The organism is Streptomyces sp. NBC_00459, from assembly GCF_036013955.1.
Classification (GTDB): Bacteria; Actinomycetota; Actinomycetes; order Streptomycetales; family Streptomycetaceae; genus Streptomyces.
Window position 1 is genome coordinate 5,556,049 of sequence record NZ_CP107903.1, and the last position, 26,264, is coordinate 5,582,312.

Consider the following 26,264-nt stretch of genomic DNA (forward strand, 5'->3'; position numbering starts at 1 on the left):
CCGGTCGCGGAGCGAAAGGGTGTAGCGCAGTGAGACACGCAGGGCTACACTCGGTATGGTGAAGACGATCACTCAGCGTGAGTTCCGCAACAACTCCGCCGCGGTCATGGACGCGGTCGAGGCCGGTGAGACGTACCACATCACGCGCAACGGCATAGAGGTCGCCGAATTGCGCCCCCTGACGCGTCGACGCAGGCCGAGCGCCGAGCAGTTGGTCGCTCGGCACCGCATGCTTCCGCATGTGGACTACGCGCAGATGCGTGCGGAGGCGGACGAACTGTTCGAGGGTGAGGAACGAGTCGATGACGACCCGTGGGAGCGCAGGCGTGGCTGACCGACTCCCTACGGGCGTCCTCGACACCTGCGCCTACATTGACCTGGGTACCCTCAACCCGGAGGCTCTTCCCGTCGCGCCAGAACTCACCGCTGTGACACTCGCTGAGCTGCAGCAGGGTGTGGCCATGGCGAAGGATCCCGCCGCGAGGGCAGCCCGGATGGAGAAACTGGGAGCAGCGGTCGCGGACTTCGACCCCCTGCCGTTCGACGGGGACGCCGCTGCCAGGTACGGCACCCTGGTTGCGCTGACCATCGCGGCCAACAGGGACCCCCGTCCGCGTCGCATGGACCTGATGATCGCCGCTATCGCCTCGGTGAGAGGCCTGCCGCTCTACACGCGGAACGCGGACGACTTCAAGGGACTGGAGGGCGCGGTGACCGTGGTCTCCGTCTGACCGGGGTCCCGTCGGTTTCCCGAGCGCAGCGGCTACACGCGGTGTCGCCAGATCGAGGATGTGCCGTTGCCGCGCGGGAGGTGCATCCTGCTCGGGCCTCGTTGCCGGTGCTCATGTCATCGGCAACGGTCCGGTGACCCGGGAGGGTCCGGGTCAGATGAACTGCCCACGATGGAACAGCAGCGGAGTGCCTTCGTCCTCGCCCGTCCCCAGCGCCTCCACCCGTCCTACGACGATCAGGTGGTCCCCGCCCGTGTGCACCGCCTGGATCGTGCAGTCGATCCAGGCCGCCGCGCCCGCCAGGCGCGGGGAGCCGGAGACGGGCGTCGGCTCGTGGTCGACCCCCGCGAACTTGTCCGCGCCGCTCCTCGCGAACCCGCGGCACAACTCGCCCTGCCCGGCGCCCAGTACGTTGACGCAGAAGACGCCCGCACGCGCGATGAGCGGCCAAGTCCTCGACGTACGGCCGACCATGAAGACGACGAGGGGCGGGTCGAGGGAGAGGGCGGCGAAGGACTGGCAGGCGAAGCCGGCGGGGGTGGTCCCGCCCTCGGCGGCCGGGGCGGTGATGACGGTGACGCCGGTGGCGAAGTTGCCCAGCACGCGCCGGAATTCGGCCGGGGGGACCGGCGCCCGCTCGTCCTCGCCGACCGCCCGTAAGTCCGGCCGGGGCAGCGCCTCGACGGGGACCGCGATGGTGGGCGCTGCTGTGGGTGCCCCGACCGACCTGAGATAACGGACGGCAGCCGCCGCCATTCCTGCTTGTCCCAACATACGGTCCATTGGAACTGACGGAGCGTCAGAAGTGAAGCCCCGCAAGGCAGTCAGCTGCCGCCGTAGCGAGGGCTCCGCCGCTCGACGAAGCTCGCCACCCCTTCCCGTGCGTCCGCCGTCGTCATGTTGATCTCCTGGGCCGTGGCCTCGGCGGCGAAGGCGGTGGCCCGGTCGGAGTCGAGGGAGGCGTTGACCAGTTGCTTGGTGAGGGCGAGGGCGCGGGTCGGGCCGGTGGCCAGGCGCTCCGCCCATTCGCGGGCCGTCTTGTGGAGGTCCTCGGCCGGGACGACCCGGTTGACCAGTCCCAGGCGCTCGGCGTCCGGGGCCGTCAGCGCGTCGCCGAAGAACATCAGCTCCTTCGCGCGCTGCGGGCCGATCAGTCGGGGGAGCAGGTACGCTCCGCCGCCGTCCGGGACCAGCCCCCGGTGTACGAACACCTCGATGAACCTCGCCGACTCCGCTGCCAGGACCAGGTCGCAGGCCAGGGCCAGGTGGGCGCCCAGGCCGGCCGCCGTGCCGTTCACCGCCGCGATGACCGGCTTCTCGCAGTCGAGGACGGCCGAGATCAGGCGCTGGGCGCCCAGGCGGATGACGCGGGCCACGTCACCGGCGATCCGCTCCCCGCCGGCCTGTCCCTGCCCGCCTCGCAGGTCCGCGCCCGTGCAGAAGCCGCGGCCCGTTCCGGTCAGCACGACGGCTCGTACGGCGGGGTCGGCGGAGGCGTCCGAGAAAAGTTGGATGAGACGTTCTCGCTGGTCAGGGGTGATGGCGTTGAGGGATTCGGGGCGGTTGAGAGTGATCCACGAGACCTGATTGTCAGTGGCGTGCAGTACCAATGAATCAGCTGACGAAGCGGATTTTTTCTTGTCTTCCGGGTCTTCCGGAAATTTCGGCGTGCTGGATTCTTCGGGGGAGGAAGTCATGAGGGTGCTGCTCCGTTTCTTGTGGCGGCCAGGCAGGCGGCTAGGGCAGTGGCTGATGCACCACGCCCTGGTCCTCCGGACCCGGTCCGCACACCGCCAGCGCGTCCAGCGCCACCGCCCCCTGCCCTCTGGGCAGCACCATCAGCGGGTTGATGTCCAACTCCGCCAGCTCGTCCCCGAGTTCCAGCGCCATGCGCTGCACCCGCATGACGACCTCGACGAGCGCGTCCAGGTCGGCCGGGGGGCGCCCCCGGACCCCGTCGAGCAGGGCACGCCCGCGCAGCTCGGTCAGCATGTCCCGCGCCTGCACCTCGCCGAAGGGCGGCACGCGTACGGCGGTGTCCTGGAGCACCTCCACGAGTACCCCGCCGAGCCCTACGGTCACCGTCGGGCCGAACAGGTCGTCGTGCGTGACACCGACGACCATCTCGACGCCCCGCTCGACCATCTGGCACACGAGTACGCCGTCCAGGTCCACGCCCTCGTAGCGGGCGATGTCGGTCAGCTCGCGATAGGCGTCCCGGACCTGGCTGGCCGAGGTCAGCCCGATCTTCACCAGCCCGAGTTCCGTCTTGTGCGCGATCTGGCCGCCCGACGCCTTCATCACCACCGGGTAGCCCACCAGCCCCGCCGCCCGGACGGCCGCCGCCGCGCTGGTCACCAACTGCTCGCGCGGCACCCGGATCCCGTACGCGCGCAGCAGCAGCTTGGCAGCGTGCTCGCTCAGGGCTTCGCCCGGCCGCATCAGCGCCCGCGCCTTGCGGAAACTGGGCGACGGGGTGCGCGGTGCCTCGTCGAAGGGGGAGCGGTAGGAGGCGGTGAACCGGGCGTGGTCGAGGTGGGCGCGGACGGCGGTCACGCAGTTCGCGAAGGTACGGAAGGTGGCCACCCGGGAGGAGCCGAGCAGCGTCTCGCGGTACGCCGCCTCGGTGCCGACCGGCGAGCCCCAGATCACGCACACCAGCTTGTCCGTCTGCTCGGCCGCGTCCACGAGGTCCTGCGCGAGCTTGTCGCTCATCGGGGGGAAGGGACCGGTGATGGGGCAGACCAGGACGCCCACCGCCGGGTCGGCGAGGATCGCGTCGATGATCTTCCGGCCGCGCCAGTCGCCGACCGGATGCCCGCCGCTGTCGATCGGGTTGGCCACGTTCAGGTAGTCGGGTATCCACTGGTGCAGCTCGGTCTGCTTGCCGGCGGACAGCTGCGGCAGCTTCAGCCCGGCCTCGGTGGCCAGGTCCGCGAAGTGCGCGCCCGTGCCGCCCGAGATCGAATAGACGGCGACCCCGTCGGCGAGCGGGCGGCGGGCGCGGGCCAACAGGGCCGAGGTGTCCTGGAGTTGGTCGAGTCCGTCGACGCGGATCACTCCGTACTGCCGCATCGCCGCGTCCACCACCGCGTCCGCGCCGGTCAGTTTGCCGGTGTGGGAGGCGGCGGTGCGGGCGCCGGTCTCGGTGCGGCCCACCTTGACCGCGACGACGGGTACTCCGCGCCGGGCGGCCCGGTCGGCGGCCAGGAGAAAGGAGCGGCCGTCCTTCAGACCCTCGACGTAGCAGGCGATGGCGCCCACCTCGGGCCGCTCGGAGAAGTAGGAGATGAAGTCGGCGGTCTCCAGATCGGCCTCGTTGCCGGTGGGGGCCCAGTGGGAGAGGCGGATGCCGAGTTCCTGGAGGGCGAAGACGGGCCGGCCCTGGTGGCCGGACTGGGTGATGAGGGCGATCGCGGGGCCGTCGAGGTCCTCGCGGAAGTTCTCGAAGGCGTTGAGGTTGGTGTTCGGGCCGAGCAGCCGCAGGCCGGAGCGGCGTACGGCGGCGGACAGCCGGGCCTGTGCCTCCGCGCCCGCCTCGCCCGTCTCCGCGAACCCTGAGGCGAAGGCGACGGCGAACTTCACCTTGGCCTCGGCGAGTTGCTCGACCACGGGAAGGGGGTCGGCGACCAGCAGTACGGCGAGATCGACCTGTTCGGGCAGGTCCGCGACAGAGGGGAAGCAGGGTATGCCGAAGACGGCCTCGCGAGTCGGGTGCACCGGGTGCAGCCGGGCACCGACCCGCTCGGCCCACGCCAGCAACTGCCGCGTGATACCTGTGTTCGGCCGCCCCTCGGCGTCCGAGGCGCCGACCACCGCGAGGGACTCGGGTCGGAAGAAGCGGTCGAGATCGGGCACGCCGGCGTACAACGGCCGACCGCTGACATCGAGGTCGTCGACATCGGCGGGCCTGCCGTGCACGACCGGCGAGGGCTGCTCGCCGCAGGCGATGACCCGGGCCCGGCGGGAGTCGGTGGTGAGGGTGCCGTGGGTTGATCCAAGCATCGGTCCACCCGATCCTGTGTGACAGCCAAATAACTGACGTAGTGTCAGGTTACTGAACTGACACTCCGTCAGGAACCGGCGTGCGAGGAACTTCTTCACTACGGCCGCGAACTCCCGGACCGGGCGGGGGTGGACAACCGGGCGTTCGTACGCCTTCCAGTCGTGCGGCGACACCGTGTTGCCCGGTGCGATCGCTGTGGTCGTCCTCCTCCGGCGAGCAGGACGGGCGACAGGTTCGCGGTCGGCCCGGAGGGGGCGAACAGTTGAACAGTTGAGCGAAACCGGTGGTCGGTCCGTGGGCGGCGGAGGAACGGGGCGTACGAGGTCTGTCCGCCTCCTGCTACCGGAATTCATTCGCAGTGCATCGGCCTTCAGGCCGGTGGTGAGGCGAATCTGATGATGGCGACGCGGAGCGTCGCGGATTCAGGTCCGGTGCAGCCGGACACCGCAGTTCCTCGCCTGCGGGGCGTCGCGCGGGCTGGTCCCGGTGGAGCCGGGGGAACTTCACACCGGCCGGTTCTGCTGTTCGATGTACTGCCTGACCACGGTGAGCGGGGCGCCGCCGACGGTTCCGGCGAAGTAGGAGCCCGACCAGAGCTTGTTGGCCCGCCAGTAGTGGCGTACCAGGTCGGGAAACTCCTGGCGCAGGCGGCGGGAGGAGACGCCCTTGAGGGAGTTGACCAGCTTGGTCACGGCAACCTTGGGCGGGAAGTTCACCAGGAGATGGACGTGGTTGTCCTCGCCGTTGAACTCCACCAACTCGCACTCGAAGTCCGTACACACCGACCGCATGATCTCCTCCAGGCGCGTCAGATGAACATCGGTGAACACCCTGTGCCGGAACTTGGTCACGAAGACCAAGTGGACGTGCATCACGAAAGCACAGTGCCTACCAGTTCTGATCTTCTGCATATCGCCCATAACCCAAGTATGTATCGTGATGGCCATGCAGCTCCGGTACTCCTTCAGGCTGTACCCGGACACCGGCCAACAGAGGACGTTGGCGAGGGCGTTCGGGTGCGCCCGTGTCGTGTTCAACGACGCGGTCCGCGCCCGTGAGGAGGCCAGAGCGGCCAAGCAGCCGTTCCCCAGGGCCGCAGAGCTGTCGAAGAGGCTGATTACCGAGGCGAAGCAGACGGTGGAGCGGTCCTGGCTGGGAGAGGTCTCCGCGGTGGTGCTCCAGCAGTCCCTGCGGGACGTCGAGACTGCGTACCGCAACTTCTTCGCCTCACTCAAGGGTGATCGCAAGGGGCCCAGGACGGGTCCTCCCCGTTTCAAGTCCCGCAAGGACAAGCGTCAGTCGATCCGGTTCACCGCCAACGCCCGCTGGTCCATCACCGACAAAGGGCACCTGAACCTGCCGAAGATCGGTGCGGTGAAAGTGAAGTGGTCCCGCACTCTGCCCACCACGCCCTCCTCCGTCACCGTCATCAAGGACGCGGCCGGGCGGTACTTCGCCTCCTTCGTCATCGACACCGACCCCGCCGCCGACGCGACCCGGATGCCCGACACCAACCGCACCATCGGCATCGACCTCGGCCTGACCCACTTCGCGGTCCTGTCCGACGGCACGAAAATCGACTCCCCGCGCTTCCTGCGGCGCGCGGAGAAGAAGCTGAAGAAGGCCCAGCGGGAACTGTCCCGCAAGCAGAAAGGCTCGAAGAACCGCGAAAAGGCCCGCCTGAAGGTCGCCCACGCCCACGCACGGGTGACCGACGCACGCCGCGAGTTCCACCACCAGCTCTCCACCAGGCTGATCTCCGAGAACCAAGGGATCGCCGTGGAGGACCTGTCGGTGGCGGGACTGGCCCGCACCAGACTGGCCAAGTCCGTGCACGACGCCGGATGGTCCTCGTTCGTCAGCATGCTGGAGTACAAAGCGGCCCGGTACGGCCGCACCCTGGTCACGATCGGCCGGTTCGAGCCGACCTCCCAGACCTGCTCCACCTGCGGCGTCAAGGACGGACCCAAACCCCTCAACGTCCGGGAATGGACCTGTACCGCCTGCGGCAGCGTCCACGACCGGGACCACAACGCCGCGATCAACGTCAAGACGGCCGCCGGACTGGCGGTATCGGCCTGCGGAGCACCGGTAAGACCAGGAGCAATCCCGGCACAGCGCGAAGAAACAGGAAGCCACGGATTCCCGAACCAAGCCCGTGCCGCGTAGCGGCACAACAACGGAACGGAAGGCCAGAATCCTCGGGCTTCAGCCCGAGGAGCAAGTCAACGACTGCTGCTGCCGCGCGACCGCCTTGGCGATGCGTACCGCGTCGATCGCCATTTCGCGGAACATCCCGCTGATGGGGTTGGTGTAGCCGGAGAAAAAAAGGCCTGGCGCGTTCTTCGGGGCATGGGGCCCGTGGACGACGGGCTTGCCGCGCGCGTCGAGGACGTCGAGGTGGCCGACGAGGCCTTCCAGGCCCCGGAGGTATCCGGTGGCGGCGATGACGGCGTCCGGCTCCAGGCGCTCACCGTCGGCGAGGACGACCTTCCCGTCCTCGAACCCCTCGACGGCGGCCACGATCTCGACGCGCCCCTTCCGGACGGCGTCGATGAGGCCGACGTCCTGGACGGGGATCGAGCCGGCGGTGACGCGCGAGTACAGGCCGGTGTCCGGGCGGGGCAGCCCGTGGGCCGACAGGTCGGGCACGCTCAGCTTGGCCATCGGTCCGGCGAGCCGGTCGACGAGGCGCACCGGCAGCCGTCGTACGAGGATGCCCGTGAACTGGGCCGCCCAGCCGGCCGTGGACCGCCGCACGATGTGCGGAGCGGTACGCACCGACAGCCGTACCCGGGAGGCCCCGCCCTCCACCAGGTCGACGGCGATCTCGGCGCCGGTGTTGCCGATCCCGACGACGAGGACGTCGCGGCCGGCGTAGGGCGCGGGGTTGCGGTACTGGCCGGCGTGCAGCAGCTCGCCGGTGTAGGCGTCGCGCCCGGGCCACTCGGGGAGCCGGGGGGTGTGGTTGGTCCCCGTGGCGACGACGACCGCGCTGCCGGTCAGTTCGCGCCCGCCGGTGGCGTGCAGCAGCCAGCCGGTGCCGTCGGCGGTCCGCTCGACCCGGGACACCTCGACGCCGGTGACGACCTCCAGCTCGTGGTACTCGGCGTACTTCTCGAGATACCTGACGACGTCGTCGCGCGCCACCCACCGTCCGAAGGAGCGCGGCATCGCCAGCCCCGGCAGTGAGGACAGTCGCCGGGTGGTGTGCAGATGCAGCCGGTCGTAGTGCCGCCGCCAGGACGTCCCGACCCGGTCGCCCCGCTCCAGGACGACGGCCCGCACACCCTGGGCCCGCAGCGCGTACGCGACGGCGAGACCACCGGGTCCGCCGCCGATGACGTACACGGGGGCGGTCGATGACGGTGACGGTGTCGGTGAGTGGGCCATGTGCCTGAGCGTATGCACCCGCTCACTTGTTGGGTCTCGGGCAAGACCGGAATCGGTTGCGGATTGATCACGGTGGTGGGGGAGGCGGGTGGGGTCGGTGGCGCGGGAGGCCTGGTTGTGGGGGCTCGGTGAGGCCATACTGAACTGACGTACCGTCAGATCTGGACAGCGTCAGGGGGCCGTGGGCATGGACAGGAGCACGGGTACGGCGGGTACGGGTGCGGGCAGGTTCGACGTCCCCGAGGTCGACGCCTTCACGCGGGCCTACTGGGACGCGGCGGCCGAGGGGCGCCTGCTCGTGCGGCGTTGCGGGGCGTGCGGGCGGGCTCATCACTATCCCCGGGAGTTCTGCCCGCACTGCTGGAGCGAGGACGTGGCGTGGGAGACCGCGAGCGGACTGGCCACGCTCTACACCTGGTCCGTCGTGCACCGCAACGATCTGCCGCCCTTCGGGGAGCGCACGCCGTACGTGGCTGCCGTCGTCGATCTCGACGAGGGGCCGCGGATGATGACGGAGGTGGTGGGGGAGGCCGACGGTGTCCAGGACGTGCTGCGGGTCGGGATGGGGCTTGAGGTGGCTTTTCGGGAGGGTGTGCCCGTTTTCCGTCCACGGGGTGGGAGTCGTACAGCCGTACGGGCTTCAATGGACTGATGGCCCACATTCATGAGCGGTCCCTCGCCCACCCCGTCCCCGAGTTTCCCGAGCTGCTCGGGGACGGACTCCGGCTGCGGCAGTGGCGCGCGGACTCCGACACCGACGTCGACGCGTGGCTGCGCGGGCTGACCGACCCGGACTTCCAGCGCTGGAACACCCCGATGAAGCCGGTCACCGACCTCGACAGCGCCCGTGACTCCCTCGGCACCCGTTCCGGGACCGCGGCGGACGGCACCCGGGTGTCCTTCTGCGTCACGGACGTCGTCACCGGCGCGATACTCGGCCACCTGGGCGTCAACGACATCGACCCCTTCATGCGGGACGCGCACGTCGGCTACTGGGTCCTCCCCGAGGCCCGCGGCAGCCGCGTCGCGACCCGAGCCCTAGCCCTCGGTGCGCGCTGGGCCTTCGACGTCCTCGGCCTGAACCGCCTGCAACTCGGCCACGCCATAGGCCACGACGCCTCCTGCCGCGTCGCCGAACGCTGCGGCTTCCGGTACGAGGGGACCCTGAGAGGCGCGATGTTCGAGGAGCAGCGCCAGGACACGTTCCGGGACGTCCACCTGCACGGGCGGATCGCCCAGGACCCTGAGCCGGACGCCGAGCCGGAGAAGGGTGCGGGAGCATGAGGCATGCCTTCCACGCGCTGTGACGACGAGAGTCCCGGACAGTGGCGTCTCGTCGGCGGCCTCGACGAGTTCCTCCGCCGTGCCGGTGACTTTCTTCGCTCCCAACCCGCCCTGCACACCGTTGCGTTGCGAGTGACCGAAGAACTGCGCAGGCGCGGGCCGTACATGTACGGACCCCGGGCGCCCGTCTTCGGTGTGCTGGAGCGGGCGGGCGAGGTGACGGCCGCCTTCTACCGTACGCCGCCCCACCGGCTGCAACTCACGCCCCTGAACGGCGCGGAGGCCGATGCTCTCGCCGTCTTCCTCGCAGCCCTCGGCGAGCCCCTGCCCGGCGTCTCCGGGGTCCACGAGACCGCCGCCGCCTTCGCCGAGGCCTGGCAGCGCCGTACCGGGGTCACCGGTACGCCCTACCAGCGTCAGCGGCTGTACCGTCTCGGCGTCCTCGCCGCGCCTGAGCCCGCCCCGCCCGGCCGAGCCAGGGCCGCGGTCGTCGCCGACAGAGAGCAAGTGGCTTGCTGGTACGGGGAGTTCAGCGAAGAGGTCGGCGCGCCGCCGGCACCGGACGGAGGCCTTGGCTGGGCCGACGACCGCATCGCGTACGGCGGCATCACTCTCTGGGAGGGCCCCGACGGCACCCCCGTGTCCATGGCCTGCGCCGCCCCGCAACTGGCCGGTGCGGTGCGGCTCGCGGACATCTACACTCCGGCCCGCCTGCGTGGTCGCGGGTACGCCGGAGCCGTGACCGCTGCGGTGAGCCGGGCCGCGTCGGCGGCGGGTGCGGCGGAGGTGCTCCTCTTCACCGACCTCGCGAACCCGACCAGCAACGCCCTTTACCAGCGCCTCGGTTATCGGCCGGTACGGGATTTCACGGTGTACCGCTTCGACGTGACGCCTACGGCCACGGGCACGGGCACGGCTATGGCTACGGCCACAGCAACTCCCTGACCCAACCGGCAGGTGAACCCGCCTCCGTACGGCGGTACTTGAGTCGCACGTGGCGGCGTTGGGGGTCTCCCTGGAAGAACTCGGCCTCGTCCGGGCGTAGGCGGTACAGGGTCCAGGTCGGGGCCGGGGCGTCCGGTTCGCGTTGGGCCCGTTCCCAGGCCTCCTGCGATGCGCTCGCCAACTCGTCGACCGAGCCCAGTACTTCACTCTGGCGGCCGGTCAGCGCGGCGGCCAGTGCTCCGGTCGAGCGGGCGTGCAGGTCGGCCTGTGCCTCTGCCGAGGGGGCGGACTCGACCGGGCCGCGCAGTCGGATCTGGCGGCCCAGCGCGGGCCAGTAGAAGTGGAGCGCCGCGTAGGGGCGCTCCGCGAGTTGGCGTCCTTTGCCGCTGCCGGAGTGGGAGGCGAAGGACCAGCCGTCGGTGTCCGCGCCGTGCAGCATCACGGTGCGTACGTCGGGCAGGCCGTCCGCGTCCGACGTCGCCAGGGACATGGTGTGCGGCTCGGGCTGCCCGGCGGCCACCGCCTCCGCGAACCAGGTGGTGAACAGGGGGAGCGGTTCGGCCGGGGCTGTGTTCGGGTCGAAGGCGGGCAGCTTGGTGATCTCGGGGGACCACACCCGCAGGGTTCTGAGCAGGTCGTGAAGGTCCGGTTCCGGTTCCATTTCCATGCGACGAGTATCGCGGGTGCGGGCTGCAGCCCCGGTGTCCGCCCTCGCCCCAACCTCAACTGTCACTCCCCGCCTTCACCTCCGTCTCAACCTCCACCTCCGACCCAGCCCCAGCCCCGCCCCGGCGCCGTCAGCCGGCGTACGTGTCCGCCGGGCCGTACAGAGCCGCCGGGGCGCCCGTCGTCAGGGCCCAGTAGCGGTCGCCGTAGGACCAGTGCCACCACTCCGTGGGGTAGTTGGCGAGGCCTGCCGTGGTGAGTGCGGCCGACAAAGTGCGGCGGTTGTCGCGGGCGGTGGGGGAGATGCCGGGAGCGGCCGTGTAGCAGGCGCCGTCGCTCTCCTCCGGGCTCGCGTTCACCGGGGTGCCCAGGTCGAGTTCCGTTCCTGAGTCGGTGCACAGGGTGAGGTCGACGGCGGCGCCCGCGACATGCGGGCCGATCTCCGGCGGGGAGAGCGAACGGCTCGTCGCGGTACGCAGATAGGGCTCCGGCCAGTCGGGGTGGGCCGCGCGCAGTTCGGACTCGTACCTGTCGAAGTACCGCTGCTGGAGAACGAGCGGACGGTAGCCCTCGGTGACCAGCAGACGCAGGCCCTCGGGCAGCAGACGGGCGGCCCGGGCCAGTCGCAGGGCGACGCCCTCACGCAGCAGGGCGTAGGCGCCCGCCGGATCGGCCAGGCGGGTGTCGACACGCAGATGGGGTGACTCCCGTAGATCCACGAGTGGTTCACCGTTCTCCAGGACGGGGACGGCGGCCACGCGGGGGTCGTTCATGAGGATGATGTCGTTCATTTCGGTCTGGTGCATGTCCGTCCTGTGGGGTGAGCGGAAGTCGAGCCGGAGGTCGGGCCGGGCGTCGGGCCGCACGGAATCCGGGGACGGTCTGTCGACCGTCCCCGGAGATCCCCCGTCGCATGTGCTGTCCGTGTTGTCCCGCGGCTGGTTACCGCTTCTTCGGCGTCACGTAGCCGACGACGTCACCGGCCTTGGTGTTGTACCGGTTCGTTCGCTTGTAGACACCTTCCGCGCCGCCGGAGCCGGTCTTGGTGGTGTTGCCCTCGACGGTCGTCAGCTTCTTGGTGCTGCTGTTGTACGCGACGACGATGCCGATGTGGTCGACGTCCCAGCCGTTGTTCCCGAGGCTCGGCGTGCTGCCGTCCCAGTCGTAGAGGACCGCGTCGCCGATCTTCGGGACGTAGGAACCCCGCGCGTGCCACGTGCCGATGGAGTTGCGGGCCCGGTAGAACGAGCCGGCGAACGCGTCGGTGTTCTTCGTCCTGGCGCCGGAGTTCTTCCAGACGTAGCGGATGAAGTCGGCGCACCAGTTGTTGGTGCGCCACTGCAGCCCGTTGACCTTCGTGCAGTTGCCGACCGTGCCGCTCTTCGGGTCGGTGGCGACCGCGCTGTAGTAGTTGCAGTTGCCGGCCTTCTCGCGGTTGCGCGGCGAGATGGACACCTGCTGCTGGGCCTTGGCGACGATGGCGTTCTGAAGCGCCGACGCCGTCGGCGACACCGACGACGGCGCGGCCGAGGCCGCGGCCGACACCGACTCCGCGGTCAGCGCTCCGCCCGCGAGGGCCGAGATCAGGAGGAGAGTGGCGGCGCGCCGCGCGGGCGTCCTGATTGAACCGGGCTTGGTGATGCTGGGCATCGGAAGTCCTTTCCCCGTTGAATCCCCGTTGGTGCCGGGGGAGTTCGGGCTGCTCCCGTTCCCCTCCGACACCAAGAAGCTTCGCGAGGGCCGCTTCAACTTCTCTGTAAGTCCCCTTCAAGCCCCTTCAAGCCGCTTCAAGCCCCGGTCAGGAGCTGTCAGGTTCTCGCGCCTCCCAGGACTCCCGTGCTTCCCGTGCCTCGTACGCGGTGAACACCCCGCCCGCCTCCGCCCGCAGGGCAGCCGCCTCCCGCTCGTCGCCGAGGGCGGTCCGCAGGGCCGCGAGGGAGCGCAGGGTGCGGGCCCGGGGGAGGGGCAGGCTCAGGGCGCCCCACAGGGCGGCGGACGCCGAGAGATGGATGTCCGCGTCGGTCAACTCGCCTGCGGCGAGGGCGCATTCGCCGATGGTGCGGAGCACCAGCGCCTCGCCGTACCGGTCGCCGTACCTCCGGCACACGTCGAGCAGGCCGGCCAGGTCCGCCGCCGCCTCCACGGTCCGGCCCAGCCTCAGGCGGGCCTTCGCCCGCGCCTGTGCGGCGTACGCGCTCATCAGGTCGTCGCCGAACTCCCGCAGCAGCGTGAGGGATCGGCCGAGCAGCTCGTCGGCCGTCGCATAGTCGCCGCGTGCCCGGTGCAGCATCCCGTACGTCCGCAGGGCGAGCGCCTCGCCGCGTCGGCTGCCGAGGCGGCGGTACGCGGCCAGGGCCTCTTCGAGGCGGTCGGTGACGGCGGTGAACTCGCCGAGTTCGAGATGGGCCAGCGCGACGTACCGGCAGGCGACGCCGAGCCCCGCCGGGTCGTCGAGCCGCCTGAAGTCGTCGATGGCGCGGGTGAGTTCACGTACCGAGTCCCGTAACCGGCCCTGCTCGCGGTAGGCGCCGCCCAGGCCCGCGAGAGCCGTTGCGTGTCCACGCGTGTCGCCGAGGCCGGCGCAGAGCACGGCCGCCTGCCGGAAATGGCCCACGGACGCGGTGAAGTCGTCCTGCTCGTACCGGAGATGGCCGAGACCGACGAGCAGCCTGGCCTCCCCGGCGCGGTCCTCGGCGCGGCGTACGGCGGCCAGCGCGGCCTCGTGCGTACGCGACCAGGCGTCGAAACGGTTGCTGACGAGGTACGCGGACGAGCACAGGGTGGCTGCGGCCTCGCAGGCCAGCGCGGGCAGATCCATGGCGGCGGCCCGTTCGACGGCGACGGTGATTGCGCCGGACTCCGACTCGAACCACCTGGCCGGGTCGGCCAGTGCCGGTCCGGCGGCCCGGTCGCCGACCGGCCACAGTGTGCGCGGGTCCTGAAGCACCACCTCTCCGGAAGGCGCCGCGGCGGCGGCCCGGCCGGTGAGCCACAGCCAGCCGCCGAGCGCCCGGCCGAGGGCCGCCGCGCGCTCGGTGTGCGGGTCCTCGGCCTCGGCGCGTTCGGCCGCGTACACCCGCACCAGGTCGTGCAGCCCGAAGCGCGGCTGCCCGGCCCGGTCGGTGCCCGTGAAGTGCAGCAACTGGGCGTCGATGAGCTGCTCCACGATGTCCTCGCCGCACTCCGCCTCCGGTATGCCGAGGAGCGCGGCCAGTACCCAAGGGGCCACGTCGGACGCGCCGAGCAGGCCGAGCCGGCGCAGGGCGGTACGGGCGGGGGTGTCGAGGGCGTCGTAGCTCAGGCCGAGTCCGCTGCGTACCTCCAGGTCGCCGACGGTGAGTTCGTCGAGGCGGCGCCGCTCGTCCGCGAGGCGCTCGGCGAGCCCGCTGGGCGTCCAGTGGCTGCGGGTCGCCAGCCGGGCCCCGGCGATACGCAGGGCCAGCGGCAGCCCGCCGCACAGGGCGACGATGCGTCGGGCCGCCTCGGGTTCCCGCCGGATGTGCGCGTCGCCGGCGATGCGGGCGAGCAGCTCGATTCCCAACCCCTCGTCCAGGACGTCGAGTTGGGTGAGGTCTTCGCCGCCGAGGCCGGCCAGGCGGGCCCGGGACGTGATCAGCACGCCACAGCTCGCGCTGCCCGGCAGCAGCGGCCGTATCTGCGCCTCGCTGCCCGCGTCGTCGAGGACCAGCAGGATGCGGCGCCGGGCGACCAGGCTGCGGAACAGATCGCCGCGTTCGGCGAGGCCCTCGGGCGGATCGGCGCCCAGTGCGCGCAGCAGCCGGCCCAGCACTTCGGCGGGCGGCACCGGATCGCTGAAGCCGTGCAGCTCGGCGTAGAGCTGGCCGTCGGGGTAGGCGGCGGCGAGCCGGTGCGCGACCTGCACGGCGAACGCGGACTTTCCGACGCCGCCGGGGCCGGACACGACAGCGATCGGCATGGCCTCGCGGGGGCCGGACAACAGGGCCTGTACTTCGGCGAGTTGGGCCGAACGGCCGGTGAAGTCGCCTATGGCGGGCGGGAGGAGGGAGGCGCGGGGAAGTGTCACCGCATCGGCCCGGGTGCCGATGCGGCCTTCCCCCAGGGCGTTGTCGTCGTCGGCTTTCCGGTCGTCAGTCCCGTCGGCAGCCTCGCCGTCAGTCCCGTCGGCAGTCCTGTTGTCAGCACCGCCGGCAGTTCCGTCGGTCCTCGCGGCACCCCTGGGTGAGGTCGTGGAGGGGACCGGCATCAGCTTCTCGTCCGACCGCAGGATGGCCTCGTACAGCCTCCGGAGTTTCGGACCGGGGTCGATGCCCAGTTCGTCGGCGAGTACGGCGCGCCCCTCGGCGTACACCGTGAGCGCGTCGGCCTGGCGGTCCAACCGGTAGAGGGCGAGCATCAGTTGGCCGCGCAGCCGCTCCCGGGTGGGGTGGCCGCCGACCAGGGCGGTCAGTTCGGCGGCCAGGTTCTGTTCGTGGCCCGGCGTCGCCAGGTCGGCGGAGATCCGGTCCTCCAGGGCGGCCTGCCGTGCCTCCTCCAGCCGCCCCGCCTCGACCCGCAGCGCGTCGCCGACCCCGCCGAGGGCCGAGCCGCGCCACAACTCCAGTGCTTCGCGCAGGAGTTGGGAGGCGGCACGGTGGTCGCCGAAGGCCGCGCGGTCCCGGCCCCGCGCGGTGAGCCGTTCGAAGTCCGCGAGGTCGATCCGGGCACCGTCCGCGTGGAGGAGATAGCCGGGCGGGCGGGTCTCGATCGGATCGGCGCACATGGCCGCACCCGGGCCGGTGTCCGATTCAGTGTCCGGATCGGTGCCGGCGGGGAGCGCGCGCCGCAGCCCCGAGACGTACGTCTGGATCAGTCCGCGTGCCGTGTCCGGAGGCTGGTCCCCCCAGACCATGTCGATCAGCGCGTCGGCCGAGACCGTCCGTCCGGGCCGGAGCAGCAGCGCGGCGAGCAGGGCCCGGGGTTTGGGGCCGCCCAGCGCGAGACGGTGTCCGCCGGACCAGGCCTCGACCGGGCCGAGCAGACGGTATTCCAGGTCCAACCGAGCCCCATTCCGCACACAACGTGCGCATGTCAATGCTGGGGGGCGATCGGCATCGTACGCACTCGGGCGGCGGTAGGCCACGGGGAAACGGATGTGCGGGGGTAACGAAAACGTCCAGGCCGACCCGTACGGGCCGGCCTGGACGCTGTTACTCAGGTGAGCAGTGGATCAGACGAGGTCGAAGCGGTCCGCGTTCGACACCTTGACCCACGCCTTGACGAAGTCCTTGACGAACTTCTCCTTGGCGTCGTCGCTCGCGTAGACCTCCGCCACCGCGCGCAGCTCGGAGTTGGAGCCGAAGACCAGGTCGGCACGGGTGCCGGTCCACTTGACCTGGCCCGACTCGTCGCGGCCCTCGAAAGTGTTCTGGTCCTCGGACGTGGCCGTCCACTCCGTGCCCAGCTCCAGCAGGTTGACGAAGAAGTCGTTCGTCAGCTTGCCGGGGGTGTCGGTGAAGACGCCGTGCGACGAGCCCTGGTGGTTCGCGCCGAGGACGCGCAGGCCGCCGACGAGGACGGTCAGCTCGGGGGCGCTGAGGTTGAGCAGGTTCGCCTTGTCCAGCAGCAGGTACTCGGCGGGAAGGCGGTTGCCCTTGCCGAGGTAGTTGCGGAACCCGTCGGCGGTCGGCTCCAGGGCGGCGAAGGACTCGACGTCCGTCTGCTCCTGCGTCGCGTCCACGCGGCCCGGGGTGAAGGGGACCTCGATGTCGAAGCCGGCGTCCTTGGCCGCCTTCTCGACGCCCGCGGCGCCCGCGAGGACGATCACGTCGGCGATCGAGATCTGCTTGCCGCCGGACTGGGCGGCGTTGAAGGACGTCTGGACACCCTCCAGGGTGCGCAGCACCTGGGCCAGCTCGTCGGGCTGGTTGACCTCCCAGGCGGCCTGCGGCTGGAGGCGGATACGGGCACCGTTGGCGCCGCCGCGCTTGTCGCTGCCGCGGAAGGAGGACGTGGCGGCCCAGGTGGTGGAGACCAGCTGGGACACCGTGAGGCCGGAGGCGAGGATCTGCGCCTTGAGGGCGGAGACATCGGCGGCGTCGACGAGCTCGTGCGTCACCGCGGGCAGCGGGTCCTGCCACAGCAGCGTCTCGGACGGGACCTCGGGGCCGAGGTAGCGGACGACCGGGCCCAGGTCACGGTGGGTCAGCTTGTACCAGGCGCGGGCGAAGGCGTCCGCGAACTGGTCCGGGTTCTCGTAGAAGCGACGGGAGATCTCCGCGTACGCCGGGTCGAACCGGAGCGAGAGGTCGGTCGTCAGCATCATCGGGGGCTTGGACTTCGAGGCGTCGTGGGCGTCCGGGATGGTGCCCGCACCCGCGCCGTCCTTGGCGACCCACTGCTGGGCGCCGGCCGGGCTGTGGGTCAGCTCGTAGTCGTACTCGAACAGGTTCTTGAAGAACCCGTTGCTCCACTGGGTCGGCGTGCTCGTCCAGGTGACCTCAAGGCCACTGGTGATCGCGTCGCCGCCCTTGCCGGAGCCGTGCGTGCTCTTCCAGCCGAAGCCCTGCTGCTCGATCGGGGCGGCCTCGGGGTCGGGGCCGACAGCGTCCGCCGGGCCGTTGCCGTGGGTCTTGCCGAAGGTGTGGCCACCGGCGATGAGGGCGACGGTCTCCTCGTCGTTCATCGCCATACGGCGGAACGTCTCGCGGATGTCGCGGGCCGCGGCGAGCGGGTCCGGGTTGCCGTTGGGGCCCTCGGGGTTGACGTAGATGAGGCCCATCTGGACGGCGCCGAGGGGCTCCTCCAGCTCACGGTCGCCGGTGTAGCGCTCGTCGTCGAGCCATACCTTCTCGGGACCCCAGTACACGTCCTCGTCGGGCTCCCACACGTCGGCGCGACCGCCGCCGAAGCCGAAGGTCTCGAAGCCCATCGACTCCAGGGCCACGTTGCCCGCGAGGATCATGAGGTCGGCCCAGGAGAGGCTCTGGCCGTACTTCTTCTTGACCGGCCACAGCAGACGGCGGGCCTTGTCGAGGTTGCCGTTGTCCGGCCAGCTGTTCAGGGGGGCGAAGCGCTGCTGACCGGCGCCGGCGCCGCCGCGGCCGTCGCTGATGCGGTAGGTGCCCGCGCTGTGCCAGGCCATACGGATCATGAACGGGCCGTAGTGCCCGAAGTCGGCCGGCCACCAGTCCTTGGAGTCGGTCAGTACCGCGGCGATGTCCTGCTTGACGGCAGGGAGGTCGAGGGTCTGGAACGCGGCGGCGTAGTCGAACTCCTCGCCGAGCGGGTTCGAGACGGCGGGGTTCTTCGCGAGGATCTTCAGGTTCAGCTGCTCGGGCCACCACTGGCGGTTGCCGCCGCCCTGGGTCGGGTGCGGGGCGCGCGTGTGCGCGACCGGGCAGCCACCCGTGCCCTCGGTTTTCGCGTCGGTGACGATCGCGTCATGGTTCTCAGACATGGGAATCCTTCCGGACGGGGCAGATCTCGGTGCTGCTCACGAACTGCGTTCTCAGGAACTGGAGGGGGGTGGGGGGACGGTCGGCCATGTGGAGGAGGTCACACACGCCGTCACGTCGCTGCTGTCTCCTGCCGCACTGGTGCCGCACTGGAGTCTCTTCCTGTCCCTTGGCTCCCTTGGCCATCGCCGTAAGCGATCCTACAATGGACAAGGTCCAAGTCAAGAAGTGTGACAAATCCATATCCTATCGGAACCCGGACGTCCACTGGTAAAATCCGTGTATTCCACCGAACCTGAATAGGTGAACGATATGAGCGACCTGCTGGAGCGACTGCGTGGACGCGGCTGGCGGATGACTTCCCAGCGGCGTGTCGTTGCGGAGGTCCTCGACGGCGAACACGTCCATTACACAGCTGACGAAGTGCACGCCCGCGCGGCCCAGCGGCTGCCGGAGATCTCCCGTGCGACCGTCTACAACACCCTGGGCGAGCTGGTCTCCCTCGGAGAGGTCATAGAGGTAGCGACGGACGGCCGGGCCAAGCGGTACGACCCGAACGCGCACCACCCCCACCACCACCTGATCTGCTCCAACTGCGGCACGATCAGAGACGTCCACCCCACCGGCGACCCCCTGGCGGACCTCCCCGCGGAGGAACGCTTCGGCTTCACGGTGTCCCAGGTGGAAGTCACCTATCGGGGGCTGTGCGGGGCCTGCGCGTAGCGGAGCCGAGTCGAGGGCGGCGGATTCGGTGGGCGAGTCCGGTCTGCCGACAGGCGCGCGGGTGTGCTTTCCGACCACAGGGGTGCCGCGAAGGCCGAACGGACCCTCGCGGCACCGTGGTCGTTACGCCACGGTGTAGGCGGAGTCCCCGAAGTCGGCGATCACTCGAAGCTCCCCGCCCAGGGCCCGTACGTAGGAGCGCAGGGTTGCTACCTCGGTTCGGTCGATCTCGCCGTGCTCGATCGCCGAGATGCGGGGTGTGGAGACACCCATCGAGTCCGCGATCTCGCGTTGGGTGAGTTCCTGCTCGCGGCGGATCTCGGCCAGTTTGTAGGCCCGCACCTCGGCGAGGAGGCGGTCCATGTCGGCCTGCTTCTCCTCGGGGGACCGCACAGGGATACCGGCGGCCCTCTGCTGCTCGTGCATCCGGCGCTTGACTTCCTCCCAGCTGACGGTGCTCATTCATACTCCCTTGTGTGCAGCTCGGCGATGTGTTGCTGGTAGCGCTTCTCGGCGATCGGGATGTTGGTGTCGTACCAGCCGCTCCAGTTTCCGGCCTTGTCCCCGGCGACCAGTAGGACGGCATGGCGTACGGGGTCGAACGCGAAGAGGACGCGGATCTCGCCGGTCCCGGATGATCCGGGTCTCAGCTCCTTCAGGTGGTGTTCTTGCGAGCCCTTGATCCGGTCGACGAGTGGGCGACCGAGCGCGGGCCCGAGGAGTGCCAACGCGTCGATGGCGTCTTCCACTTGATTCGCGCTGCTTTGATCCGCCGTGATCAGTTCACCGAACCACGCCGCTACCTCGGCGACGAGGATTACTTCCCATTGAGCCCTGCCCGGAAAATTAATGCAAGCATTAACCGCGGTGTCCGTTTCGAGTCATATTCGCCCTAATGGGTGAACGGAGCGCCGCCCGTAGTCAGTGCCCTGCCCTGGCCCGCAGCCCGTCGCACAGCACCGCCAGCGCCAGTTGAGGGTCCGCGCCCGCGTTCGCCCGGTGGCGCAGGGCCAGCAGGATGCCCGACAGGATCGCCATCAGGTCCGCGATGCCGATGTCGGCGCGGACCGTGCCGGCGGACTGGGCGCGGGTCAGCAGGTGGCCGATCACGCGGTGCAGGTCGGCGGAGGTGGCGTCGACCGTCGCCCGGACCTCCGGCCCCGCGTGGGCGATCGCGTCGATCAGGTCCGCCTTCGTCACCGCGTCCGTCACCAGTCGGTCGAGCACCGTGAACAGGGCCGCACCCGGGTCGTCCGCGTCGCGCAGGGCGCGGGCCTCGGCGAGGAGCGGGTCGAGGCGCTCGCGCATCACCGCCTCGAACAGGCCCTCCTTCGTGGGGAAGTGCCGGTACAGCGTGCCCGGCCCCACGCCCGCCCGGCGCGCGATCTCGTCCAGCGAGACCGAGAGCCCCTCGGCGGCGAACGCCTCCCTCGCCACAGTCAGCAGCCGGTCCCGGTTGCGGCGGGCATCGGCGCGCAGGGGCCGGTTCTCCGTGGCCATCTCCGGGTCTCCCTCGTCGTGAAGCCTTTAAGCGGGGCGGTGTCTCCGGTACGGTGAGGAAACCGGGGCGCAGTCTCCGATTCTAGCCCCGGCACATGTGCTCGTCTCGTAAGGAGAACCCCGTGGCCACCCCTGACGCCCCCGCCACTCGGACGGCATTCCTCGCCCTCGACTACGTCACCTACATCGTCGACAACTTCAGCCACGCCCCCTCCGTCGCCGAACGCGCCGCACACGCCCTCACCGCCGCCCGTACGGCCGGGCTGCCCGTCTTCCATGTCGTCCCGCAGGGCATGAGCGAGCGGATCCACCCGCTCCTGGCCCCCGCCGAGGGCGAGACCGTGCTGACCAAGACCAGCTTCAGCGCCTTCGCCACCACGGACCTCCGCGAGCTGCTGGAGGCCGCCGGGGTCGGCCGGCTCGTCGTCGCGGGCGTGGCGACCTCCGGGACCGTGCTCTCCACCACCAGGTGGGCGGTCGACACCGGATTCAAGGTCACCGTCTGCGCCGACGCCTGCGACGACCCCGACCCCGAGGTCAACGCCGTACTCCTCGACGAGTCGGTCGCCCCGAAGAGCTGGATCGGGCTGTGGCGCATCGCCGACGTCCTGTCGGCGGACGAGATCCCCGAGCTGCGCCCCTGACAGCCGGCCCCCGGTTCCTCCCCGCTCAGCCCCGGCCCAGCACCACCGTCCCCGACGAGCAGAACCAGCCCCCGGTGCCGGAGGCCACCCCGAGCTCCGGCAGGCCTCCCCCAGCCGTACGGACCTGCCGCGCACCCCCGTCCCCGCGCAACTGCCGTACCGCCTCCACCAGCAGGAACAGGCCCCGCATTCCCGGGTGTTGGGCCGACAGTCCGCCCCCGTCCGTGTTGACCGGCAGCTCGCCGCCCGCCACCCTCAGGCGGCCCTTCGCGGCATCCACGAACTCGCCGCCCTCGCCCTTCCCGCAGAAGCCGAGATCCTCCAGCGTCACCAGCGTCATGTAGGTGAACGCGTCGTAGATCTCCGCGAAGTCCATCTCGTCCGGCCGAACTCCCGCCCGCTCGAAGGCGATCCGCCCGCTCACCGCCGCCGGGGACACCGTGAAGTCGGCCCACTCCGACATGCTCACGTGCGAGACGTGCTCGCCGGTCCCGAGGATCCACACCGGCCGCGTACGGCAGTCCCGTACGTACTCCTCGGCCACCAGCAGCACCGCCGCGCCCCCGTCCGAGCGCAGACAGCAGTGCAGTTTGGTGAAGGGGTCCGCGATCATCGGGCCGTCGAGCACCTCGTCGACGGTGATCGGCGTACGGAACATCGCCTCCGGGTTCAGTGCCGCGTTGTCCCTCGCCTGGACCGCCACCGACGCCAACTGCTCGATCGTCGTGCCGTACTGGTGCATGTGGCGGCGGGCGGCCATCGCGTACTTGGCGATCAGGGTGTGGCCGTACGGGACCTCGAACTGCAACGGGCCGCGTGCGCCGAAGGAGAGGTTCCCCGTCCGGCGGCCCGCCTTGACGTCCGCGCGGGCGGTGGAACCGTAGACCAGGAGTACGGCGTTCGCGTGGCCCGCCGCTATCGCGTCCGCCGCGTGCGCCGCCATGACCTCCCAGGTCGAGCCGCCGACCGAGGTGGAATCGACCCAGGTGGGGCGCAGGCCCAGGTACTCGGCCACCTCGGCGGGGGCCAGCGTGCCGAGACCCGCGGACGCGAAACCGTCCACCACCTCCCGGCCGAGCCCCGAGTCCGCCAGCGCGCGCCGGGCGGCCTGTGCGTGCAGTGCGTACGGGGTCGTGTCGTCCACCCGGCCGCAGTCCGAGAGGGCGACCCCGACGATCGCGACCTTCCGGTTCACCGTCCGCCCTCTCGCCGTCCGCCCGTTCGCCGCCTGCCCGTTCGTCGTCGACTCAGCATGAATCTGACGGTATATCAGCTCAGGCTCTGTGCGGCAGGGTGCGTCCGCCCTAATATGACGAACCGTCAGATCCCGCTGAACGGGCGCCGCGGACGCCCAGGAGGGGCAGGTCATGGACGCCCGTTTCACCCCCGAGCAGGACCACATCCGCCGTACTCTCCGCGAACTGCTCCACAAGCGGTGCTCGCCCGGCGACGTACGAGCCGCCGTCGACACCCCGGCCGGGTACGACCCCGCCCTCTGGACGGCCCTCGCCGGCGACCTCGGTCTGCCCGGCCTCGCCCTGCCCGAGACGCACGGCGGAGTGGGCGGCACCACGACCGAACTCGCGCTTGCCGCAGAGGAGTTGGGGCGCTCTCTGGCCCCTTCGCCGCTGCTCGCGACCGCCGTACTGGCCGCCCCCCTCGTCACCGCCCTCGGCACCGACGCACAGCGCGCCGAGCTCCTCCCGCGCATCGCCTCCGGCGCCCTGACCGCGGCCCTCGCCGTTCCCGGTGCCTGTCTGGCCACCGTCCTCTCCCTCACCGGCGAACCCCGCCGCGACTGGGCCGGGGGAGGCCGGGCCGGAGGTGTTCAGGCGGCCCGACGGTCAGGTGACTGGCGGCTGTACGGGCAGGTCGGACAGGTCCTCGACGGACACAGCGCCGAGCTCCTCCTCGTGGCGGCCCACGCCGGTGGATACGCCCGCTCACGCACCCTTCTCTTCCTCGTCCCCGGCGACGCCCCCGGTCTCGTCCGCACCCGGCAGACCTCCCTCGACGCGACCCGCCCCCAGGCCCGCCTCGAACTGCGGGACGTGCCGGCCGAGTTGCTGGGCGACGAGGACGCCGACGTCGGAGCCTGTCTCGCCCGCGCCGGAGACGTCACCGCCACCGTGCTGGCCGCCGAGGCCGTCGGGGCCGCCGACCGGATCCTGGAACTGACCGTCGAACACGCCCAGCGGCGCGAGCAGTTCGGGCGGGCGATCGGATCCTTCCAGGCCGTCAAGCACCGGCTCGCCGATGTGTACGTCCAGGTCCAGGCGGCACGTTCGGCCGCCTACTACGCGGCCTGGGAAAGCGCGTCGACCGAGCCGAGCGCCACAACTGCCACGACTGCCCACGAGGGGGAGCGGGTCGGCGGGCTCGCCCTCGCCCAGGCCCTCGACTCCCTCCGTACGGCCGCCGCCGAGGGCGTTCAGCTGCACGGCGGTATCGGCTTCACCTGGGAGCACGAGGCCCAGCTGTACTTCAAGCGCGCCGCCGGTGACGAGCTGCTGTTCGGGCCGGTGCACCGGCTCCGGGCGCACGCAGCCGAGGCCGCGCGGCTCTTCGACACGGGAGAGGTGGCCGTCTGATGCCTGTCACAGCGGCGAGAGTGGTGAAGGCGGTCCAGAAGGTGTCCTCGGCGCCGGCCTTCGCGCGGATCGCTCCGCACGTCGTCCCCGCGCTCGACCGGGCCGTCCACCGGCTGACCAGGGGCAAGGTGCTGCTCAGTGCCCAGCTGCTGCCCGGGGTCGTGCTCAGTGTGCGCGGGGCGAAGAGCGGGCAGCTGCGGCATACGCCGCTCGCCTGTATGCCGGAGGGAGAGGGGGAGGGGGCGGGAAAGGAGACCGGCGGTAGCTGGCTGCTCATCGGGTCCAACTTCGGGCGTACCGGTCACCCCGCCTGGACCGCCAACCTCCTCGCCCATCCGGACGCCGAGGTCAGCTGGAAAGGGGAGGACATCCCGGTCACGGCCCGGCTGCTGGCGGGCGAGGAGCGGGACGCCGCCTGGAAGGCGCTGCTGGCGTTCTGGCCGCCGTACGCGACGTACCAGGCGCGGGTGGAGCGGGAGATACGGATCTTCCGGATCGTACGGCGCTGAGCACCCGAGGGCCGGGCAGCCGAAAGCCGAACATCCGAAAGCCGAGCATTCGCAAGCCGGGAACCTGCTGCTGACGCGCGACAGGCGGTGGTCCACCGGAGTGAACCACCGCCTGCGTGACAGGACTTGGGCCTGAAGGGCCGCGGAACCTGGATAAGTGGAGTGGCCTGGGCTATTTCGTCGGCTTCTTGCCGGTCACGCCCAGATGGACCAACTGAGCCAGGTTCGGCTTCAGTTCGGCCTGCTTCACACCCCAGGTCTGGAACCCCTTCTGGTGGGAGGCCACCGCCGCGAGCATCGCGACGAGGGAGCCGGCCATGGCGGCGGGGCTGACGTCCTTGTCGACCCTGCCCTTGGCCTGGAGCTCTGTGACCGTGTCCGTAAGGGAGTTGGTCACGGAGTTGAGGATCTTCATGCGGATCTTGTAGAACCGCTTGTCGCCCTCGGCCGCACCCAGATCGACGACCCTGAGGATCGCGTCGTTGCGCCGCCAGAACTCCAGAAACCCGTCGACGAGTTCCTGGGCGGTCTGCCAGCCGGCCTTGCCGACCCATGACCGCCCCGCGAGCAGCTGGGTCAACCCGGCGCCCTCGGTGGCCATTTGCTCGGCGATTTCCAGGACGGCGCCTTCGACGTCCGGGAAGTACTGGTAGAAGGTGGCGGGCGAAGTCCCCGCCTTCCGGGCGACATCGATGACTTTGACGTCCCGGTAAGGGGAGGAGCTGAGCATCTCGCTGAGGCAGTCGAGCAGCTTCTGCCGGGTCGCCTGCCCACGCCGGCCGGCCACACGGCCGTCGACGGTACGCACTTGTCCTGTCATGCCGTCAGCTTACCGAGGGGTGATCGGAGCGCGATTCGGCCGACTGCAAATGGGGTGCGCGGGAGGTGAGAGGGCGTCTGGAGGGTGCCGAGAGGCGGCTGTGCCTGGTCCCGCACCCGATGCCACGCCTGCTCTGCGGGATGCGTGAAGGGCCGTTAACTTGACGGTATGGCCGAAAACAGGGCATCCGCCCGCACAGAGGGCGTCCCCTGCTGGGTGGACGCCCAGCTGCCCGACGTAGAGGCGGGCAAGCGCTTCTACGGTGACCTCTTCGGGTGGTCCTTCCGGGAGAAGGACGGCCTGACGCAGGCCCTGTGCGACGGCGAACCCGTCGCCTCCCTCGCCCACAAGACCGACGGCCGGATGCCCACCGTCTGGACGGTGTACTTCGCCACCCCGTACGTCCATGCCCTCGTCGCCCGGATCCACGCGGCCGGCGGACAGGTGATCACCGCGCCGGTTCCGGTGGGCGAACTGGGCACGACGGCGCTGGCCACCGACCCCGAGGGGGCCGTGTTCGGCCTCTGGCAGGCCGGGACGCACCACGGATTCGGCCGCTGTCACGAGCCCGGTACCTTCGCCTGGGCCGAGCTGTACGCCCGGGACACCGCCGTCGCCAACGACTTCTACGGTCATCTCTTCCACGAGGCCCTCTTCGGACCGGACGCGGTCCCCGACTTCGGCAGGGCCGCCGTCTCGGAGGTGTTCCCGGCCGAGATGCCGCCTCATTTCCTGGTCCATTTCGCCGTCGAGGACATGGAGGCGGCGCTCGGGACGGTGAACCGGCTCGGCGGTCGTGTCCAGGTGCCGCCCTTCGACACTTCGTACGGGAATGTGGCGGTCGTCACGGACAATCAGGGAGCGTCGTTCGCACTCCTCCGAAAATGAGCCGTCATCGGCTGCCATCAGGCGTCATGAGCCGCCTCGGAACGGGCGCGAGCAGGTGCGGGAGCACCCTCGGGAAGCGTTTTTGTCCAGACTTCGGTCGAGACATCCCGTTTCGTATCCGAGTTCGCAACCTGTGCCCCGGCCAGGAA

At 70.5% G+C, this 26,264-nt stretch carries 26 protein-coding genes; 11 read left to right on the forward strand and 15 right to left on the reverse strand.

All coding sequences use genetic code 11. The features are described from left to right. Nucleotides 1–55 precede the first annotated feature (55 nt). Both OHN74_RS24580 and OHN74_RS24585 read left to right on the forward strand, forming a co-directional pair. Nucleotides 56–334, forward strand: coding sequence for a type II toxin-antitoxin system Phd/YefM family antitoxin (locus OHN74_RS24580; protein ID WP_327696736.1), 279 nt, complete (start codon nucleotides 56–58; stop codon nucleotides 332–334). Further along, nucleotides 327–731 carry a type II toxin-antitoxin system VapC family toxin gene (locus tag OHN74_RS24585; RefSeq protein WP_327696737.1) on the forward strand — a complete coding sequence of 135 codons (405 nt, stop codon included), beginning with the start codon at nucleotides 327–329 and terminating at the stop codon, nucleotides 729–731. Before OHN74_RS24580 ends, OHN74_RS24585 begins: the two co-directional genes overlap by 8 nt. 153 nt (nucleotides 732–884) lie before the next feature. Here the strand turns inward: OHN74_RS24585 and OHN74_RS24590 are convergent, their stop codons facing one another. The 4 genes from OHN74_RS24590 to tnpA form a co-directional block, all read right to left on the reverse strand. Beyond that, nucleotides 885–1,505 carry a flavin reductase family protein gene (locus OHN74_RS24590; protein WP_443060439.1) on the reverse strand — a complete coding sequence of 207 codons (621 nt, stop codon included), beginning with the start codon at nucleotides 1,503–1,505 and terminating at the stop codon, nucleotides 885–887. Nucleotides 1,506–1,555: 50 nt separating this feature from the next. Beyond that, on the reverse strand, nucleotides 1,556–2,428 hold the full coding sequence (locus tag OHN74_RS24595) for an enoyl-CoA hydratase/isomerase family protein (RefSeq protein ID WP_327696739.1): 873 nt from the start codon (nucleotides 2,426–2,428) through the stop codon (nucleotides 1,556–1,558). A 40-nt stretch (nucleotides 2,429–2,468) separates the two neighbouring features. Next, entirely contained in the window at nucleotides 2,469–4,736 is a 2,268-nt protein-coding gene (locus OHN74_RS24600; protein WP_327696742.1) for an acetate--CoA ligase family protein, read from the reverse strand. 504 nt (nucleotides 4,737–5,240) lie between these two features. Further along, on the reverse strand, nucleotides 5,241–5,657 hold the full coding sequence (gene tnpA / locus OHN74_RS24605; RefSeq protein ID WP_327696668.1) for an IS200/IS605 family transposase: 417 nt from the start codon (nucleotides 5,655–5,657) through the stop codon (nucleotides 5,241–5,243). A 25-nt stretch (nucleotides 5,658–5,682) separates the two neighbouring features. Here tnpA and OHN74_RS24610 point away from each other — a divergent pair, with 25 nt between their 5' ends. Further along, nucleotides 5,683–6,906, forward strand: coding sequence for an RNA-guided endonuclease InsQ/TnpB family protein (locus OHN74_RS24610; protein ID WP_327696744.1), 1,224 nt, complete (start codon nucleotides 5,683–5,685; stop codon nucleotides 6,904–6,906). A 39-nt stretch (nucleotides 6,907–6,945) separates the two neighbouring features. Here the strand turns inward: OHN74_RS24610 and OHN74_RS24615 are convergent, their stop codons facing one another. Continuing rightward, nucleotides 6,946–8,130 (reverse strand): flavin-containing monooxygenase, encoded by a 1,185-nt coding sequence (locus tag OHN74_RS24615; RefSeq protein ID WP_327696746.1) that lies wholly within the window; start codon nucleotides 8,128–8,130, stop codon nucleotides 6,946–6,948. Nucleotides 8,131–8,317: 187 nt separating this feature from the next. On the opposite strand from OHN74_RS24615, the gene OHN74_RS24620 reads away from it, so the two are divergent. The 3 genes from OHN74_RS24620 to OHN74_RS24630 are packed head-to-tail and all read left to right on the forward strand — an operon-like array spanning nucleotide 8,318 to nucleotide 10,359. Further along, nucleotides 8,318–8,782 carry a Zn-ribbon domain-containing OB-fold protein gene (locus tag OHN74_RS24620; protein ID WP_327696747.1) on the forward strand — a complete coding sequence of 155 codons (465 nt, stop codon included), beginning with the start codon at nucleotides 8,318–8,320 and terminating at the stop codon, nucleotides 8,780–8,782. Beyond that, nucleotides 8,782–9,414 (forward strand): GNAT family N-acetyltransferase, encoded by a 633-nt coding sequence (locus OHN74_RS24625; RefSeq protein WP_327696748.1) that lies wholly within the window; start codon nucleotides 8,782–8,784, stop codon nucleotides 9,412–9,414. Before OHN74_RS24620 ends, OHN74_RS24625 begins: the two co-directional genes overlap by 1 nt. Nucleotides 9,415–9,417: 3 nt before the next feature. Then, on the forward strand, nucleotides 9,418–10,359 hold the full coding sequence (locus OHN74_RS24630) for a GNAT family N-acetyltransferase (protein ID WP_327696749.1): 942 nt from the start codon (nucleotides 9,418–9,420) through the stop codon (nucleotides 10,357–10,359). Here OHN74_RS24630 and OHN74_RS24635 read toward each other — a convergent pair. From OHN74_RS24635 to katG, 5 genes are all read right to left on the reverse strand, one after another. Beyond that, entirely contained in the window at nucleotides 10,337–11,026 is a 690-nt protein-coding gene (locus OHN74_RS24635; RefSeq protein ID WP_327696750.1) for a pyridoxine/pyridoxamine 5'-phosphate oxidase, read from the reverse strand. The two genes, OHN74_RS24630 and OHN74_RS24635, sit on opposite strands and share 23 nt — an antisense overlap. Before the next feature lie 130 nt (nucleotides 11,027–11,156). Next, nucleotides 11,157–11,816, reverse strand: a complete 660-nt coding sequence (locus OHN74_RS24640; RefSeq protein WP_327700253.1) for a M15 family metallopeptidase — start codon at nucleotides 11,814–11,816, stop codon at nucleotides 11,157–11,159. 151 nt (nucleotides 11,817–11,967) lie between these two features. Continuing rightward, nucleotides 11,968–12,675 carry a CHAP domain-containing protein gene (locus OHN74_RS24645; RefSeq protein ID WP_327696751.1) on the reverse strand — a complete coding sequence of 236 codons (708 nt, stop codon included), beginning with the start codon at nucleotides 12,673–12,675 and terminating at the stop codon, nucleotides 11,968–11,970. A gap of 148 nt (nucleotides 12,676–12,823) precedes the next feature. Then, entirely contained in the window at nucleotides 12,824–16,042 is a 3,219-nt protein-coding gene (locus tag OHN74_RS24650; protein WP_327696752.1) for an AfsR/SARP family transcriptional regulator, read from the reverse strand. A gap of 171 nt (nucleotides 16,043–16,213) precedes the next feature. Beyond that, a complete protein-coding gene (katG, locus tag OHN74_RS24655) occupies nucleotides 16,214–18,442 on the reverse strand; it encodes a catalase/peroxidase HPI (RefSeq protein ID WP_327696753.1) in 2,229 nt (742 codons plus the stop codon). 310 nt (nucleotides 18,443–18,752) lie between these two features. Between katG and OHN74_RS24660 the strand changes: the two genes are divergently transcribed. Next, nucleotides 18,753–19,163, forward strand: coding sequence for a Fur family transcriptional regulator (locus OHN74_RS24660; protein ID WP_327696755.1), 411 nt, complete (start codon nucleotides 18,753–18,755; stop codon nucleotides 19,161–19,163). A 123-nt stretch (nucleotides 19,164–19,286) separates the two neighbouring features. On the opposite strand, the gene OHN74_RS24665 is transcribed toward OHN74_RS24660, so the two are convergent. The 3 genes from OHN74_RS24665 to OHN74_RS24675 all read right to left on the reverse strand — a co-directional run bounded on the left by OHN74_RS24665 (nucleotide 19,287) and on the right by OHN74_RS24675 (nucleotide 20,663). Further along, on the reverse strand, nucleotides 19,287–19,625 hold the full coding sequence (locus OHN74_RS24665) for an XRE family transcriptional regulator (RefSeq protein ID WP_327696757.1): 339 nt from the start codon (nucleotides 19,623–19,625) through the stop codon (nucleotides 19,287–19,289). Continuing rightward, nucleotides 19,622–20,014: a type II toxin-antitoxin system RelE/ParE family toxin gene (locus OHN74_RS24670; RefSeq protein ID WP_443060571.1), complete on the reverse strand. Its 393-nt coding sequence runs from the start codon at nucleotides 20,012–20,014 to the stop codon at nucleotides 19,622–19,624. Before OHN74_RS24670 ends, OHN74_RS24665 begins: the two co-directional genes overlap by 4 nt. A 70-nt stretch (nucleotides 20,015–20,084) precedes the next feature. Continuing rightward, nucleotides 20,085–20,663 carry a TetR/AcrR family transcriptional regulator gene (locus OHN74_RS24675; RefSeq protein ID WP_327696758.1) on the reverse strand — a complete coding sequence of 193 codons (579 nt, stop codon included), beginning with the start codon at nucleotides 20,661–20,663 and terminating at the stop codon, nucleotides 20,085–20,087. A gap of 122 nt (nucleotides 20,664–20,785) precedes the next feature. Between OHN74_RS24675 and OHN74_RS24680 the strand changes: the two genes are divergently transcribed. Then, complete coding sequence (locus OHN74_RS24680) at nucleotides 20,786–21,307, forward strand: cysteine hydrolase family protein (protein WP_327696759.1); 522 nt, start codon at nucleotides 20,786–20,788, stop codon at nucleotides 21,305–21,307. 25 nt (nucleotides 21,308–21,332) lie between these two features. Here OHN74_RS24680 and OHN74_RS24685 read toward each other — a convergent pair whose 3' ends face one another. Then, on the reverse strand, nucleotides 21,333–22,502 hold the full coding sequence (locus OHN74_RS24685; RefSeq protein ID WP_327696760.1) for a thiolase C-terminal domain-containing protein: 1,170 nt from the start codon (nucleotides 22,500–22,502) through the stop codon (nucleotides 21,333–21,335). 172 nt (nucleotides 22,503–22,674) lie between these two features. Here OHN74_RS24685 and OHN74_RS24690 point away from each other — a divergent pair, with 172 nt between their 5' ends. Further along, complete coding sequence (locus OHN74_RS24690; RefSeq protein WP_327696761.1) at nucleotides 22,675–23,898, forward strand: acyl-CoA dehydrogenase family protein; 1,224 nt, start codon at nucleotides 22,675–22,677, stop codon at nucleotides 23,896–23,898. Further along, nucleotides 23,898–24,407 carry a nitroreductase family deazaflavin-dependent oxidoreductase gene (locus OHN74_RS24695; protein ID WP_327696762.1) on the forward strand — a complete coding sequence of 170 codons (510 nt, stop codon included), beginning with the start codon at nucleotides 23,898–23,900 and terminating at the stop codon, nucleotides 24,405–24,407. The genes OHN74_RS24690 and OHN74_RS24695 overlap by 1 nt, the downstream gene beginning before the upstream one ends. A gap of 172 nt (nucleotides 24,408–24,579) precedes the next feature. Here the strand turns inward: OHN74_RS24695 and OHN74_RS24700 are convergent, their stop codons facing one another. Then, complete coding sequence (locus OHN74_RS24700; protein WP_327696763.1) at nucleotides 24,580–25,227, reverse strand: TetR family transcriptional regulator; 648 nt, start codon at nucleotides 25,225–25,227, stop codon at nucleotides 24,580–24,582. 168 nt (nucleotides 25,228–25,395) lie between these two features. On the opposite strand from OHN74_RS24700, the gene OHN74_RS24705 reads away from it, so the two are divergent. Next, entirely contained in the window at nucleotides 25,396–26,115 is a 720-nt protein-coding gene (locus tag OHN74_RS24705) for a VOC family protein (RefSeq protein WP_327696765.1), read from the forward strand. Nucleotides 26,116–26,264: the final 149 nt, after the last annotated feature.